This window comes from Mycobacterium sp. E2479 (assembly GCF_001667925.1).
Taxonomy (GTDB): Bacteria; Actinomycetota; Actinomycetes; order Mycobacteriales; family Mycobacteriaceae; genus Mycobacterium.
The window spans coordinates 1-2747 of the sequence record NZ_LZJR01000167.1; the positions used below are offsets into that span (position 1 = coordinate 1).

Sequence of the window (2747 nt, forward strand, 5' to 3'; positions counted from 1 at the left end):
CGGTTCACCGTGGAGGGGCAGCCGGCTGGGATCGGTGGGACGGTGGAATACCGCACCGATGTGTTTGATGCGGCCAGTATTGAGGTGTTGATCGCCCGGTTGGGGCGGGTGGTGGCGGCGTTAAGCGCTGATCCGGCCGTGCGGTTGTCCTCGATCGAGGTGCTCGATGAGGCTGAGCGGGCCGCGTTGGAGGTGCTGGGTCATCGGGCGGTGCTGGCCGGGGCGGCCCCCGCGCCGGTGTCGGTGCCGGCGTTGTTCGCCGCGCAAGTCGAGCGCGCCCCACAGGCGGTGGCTATTCGTGACGGGGATCTGTCATTGACGTATCGCGAGCTTGATGGGGCCGCTAACCAGCTGGCGCACTGGTTGGCCGGGCGGGGGGCGGGCCCGGGTGAGTGTGTGGGGTTGTTGGTGGAGCGTTCGGCGGCGGCGATCACCGCGATGGTGGCGGTCGTCAAGACCGGGGCGGCCTATCTACCGATCGACGCCGCCGCGCCTGATGCCCGGGTGGGGTTCATGCTCGACGACGCCGCCCCGGTCGCCGTGGTGACCACCCGCGGGTTGCGGGGCCGGCTCGACGGGTTCGACGGGGTGGTCCTTGAGGTTGATGATCCCGCGGTAGATGACCAACCGAGTACGCCGGTGGCGGTGGCGGCCCCCGACGATATCGCGTATCTGATTTACACCTCGGGCACTACCGGGGTGCCTAAAGGGGTGGCCATCAGCCACGCCAACCTGGCGCATTTGGTGGAGTCTTCACCCGCGGGGCTGCCGGTGACCCAGGTGTGGACGCAGTGCCATTCCTATGGGTTCGACTTTTCGGTATGGGAGATCTGGGCTGCGCTGCTGGGTGGGGGCCGGTTGGTGGTGGTGCCCGAAGAGGTCACCGGCGCCCCGGATGATTTCCATGCCCTGTTGGTCGCTGAGGGGGTCAGTGTGTTGACCCAGACTCCCTCGGCGGCGGCGATGTTGCCCTCGCAGGGGTTGGAGTCGGCGGCGTTGTTGCTCGGCGGGGAGGCCTGCCCACCGGAGGTGGTCGAGCGGTGGGCGCCGGGGCGGGTGGTGATCAACGCCTACGGGCCGACCGAGGCCACGGTGTATGCGGCGATGAGCGCCCCGCTGCAGGCGGGGGAAACGGTGGTGCCGATCGGGTCGCCGGTGGCTGGGGCGGCGTTGTTCGTGCTGGATGGCTGGTTGGCCCCGGTGCCGGTCGGGGTGGTCGGGGAGTTGTATGTGGCCGGGGCTGGGGTGGGTGTGGGTTATGTGGGCCGGGCCTCGTTGACCGGGTCGCGGTTTGTGGCGTGTCCTTTCGCCGGGGCGCCCGCACAGCGCATGTATCGGACCGGAGATCTGGTGTGTTGGCGCCCCGATGGGCAACTGGCCTATCTGGGGCGTGCCGATGAGCAGGTCAAGATCCGCGGGTATCGCATCGAGCTCGGCGAAATCCAGGCCGCCCTGGCCGCCCTAGACGGGGTGAGCCAGGCGGTGGTGATCGCCCGCGAAGACGCGCCCGGGGCCACCCGCCTGGTCGGCTATCTCACCGGCAGCGCCGACCCGGCCCAGGTTCGCGCCCAGTTGGGTGAGCGGCTGCCCGCCTACATGATCCCGGCCGCGGTCATCGCCGTTGAGGCGTTGCCGTTGACCGCCAACGGCAAACTCGACACCCGCGCGCTGCCCGCCCCGGACTACACCGACACCGGACGCTACCGCGCCCCGGACAGTGCGGTCGAAGAACTCCTGGCCGACATTTATGCCGACGTGCTCGGGTTGCCGCGGGTCGGGGTCGATGACTCGTTCTTCGAGTTGGGTGGGGACAGCATCGCCTCGATGCAGGTGGTGGCCCGGGCCCGGGCGGCCGGGCTGATGTGTCGACCCCGCGATGTGTTCGTCGAGCAAACCGTGGCCCGCCTGGCCCAGGTAGTCACCCCGGCCGACACCGCCGTGGTCGATGAGGGCATCGGGGCGGTGCCGCTGACCCCGATCATGGGCTGGCTGGCCGCCCTGCACGGCCCCACTGAGCAGTTCAACCAAACCCTGCTACTGCAAGCCCCCACCGGAACCACCCCGACCGACGTGGTGGCCCTGCTGCAGGCCGTGTTGGATCGCCACGCCATGCTGCGCGCCCACCTGAACGTCGACACCGCAGGGACCTGGTCCTTGCAGGTGCCCGAACCCGGCGCCGTCCCCGCCGAGCAGTGCCTACACGTGGTGCACGCGGTAGACGAACAAGCGCTGATCGAGGCGCGGACCCGGCTGGACCCGGGCGCGGGGGTGATGCTTCGCGCGGTGTGGGCCACCGCAACTGGCCAGTTGGCGTTGATCATTCACCACCTGGTCATCGACGCGGTGTCCTGGCGGGTCCTGCTCGATGACCTCAACACCGCCTGGACCCAACACCGGGCCGGCCAGCCGGCGGTGTTGCCGGTCACCGGCACCTCGTTTCAACGATGGGCCCAACTACTCAGTGATTACGCCCGACGCCCCGAAGTGATCGAACTCGCCGACACCTGGAAACAACTGGCCGCCGCCCCCGCCACCTTCGCCCCGCCCCACCCCGCACGGGACACCTACGCCAGCGCCGGACACCTCTCGGTCACCCTGGACCCCGACACCACCGGCGCGCTGCTCGCCGAGGTCCCCGCGGCGTTTCACACCGGCATCCACGACATCTTGCTCATCGCCCTGGGCATGGCAATCGCCCAATTCATGGGCAACGGCGCCGCCCCGATCAGCATCGACGTCGAAGGCCA

At 69.4% G+C, this 2747-nt stretch carries 1 protein-coding gene; it reads left to right on the plus strand.

What is annotated here, in order from left to right; translation table 11 throughout:
* The coding region (locus A5686_RS26055) for a non-ribosomal peptide synthetase (RefSeq protein ID WP_156750247.1) at window positions 1-2747 on the plus strand (2747 nt) is incomplete at both ends.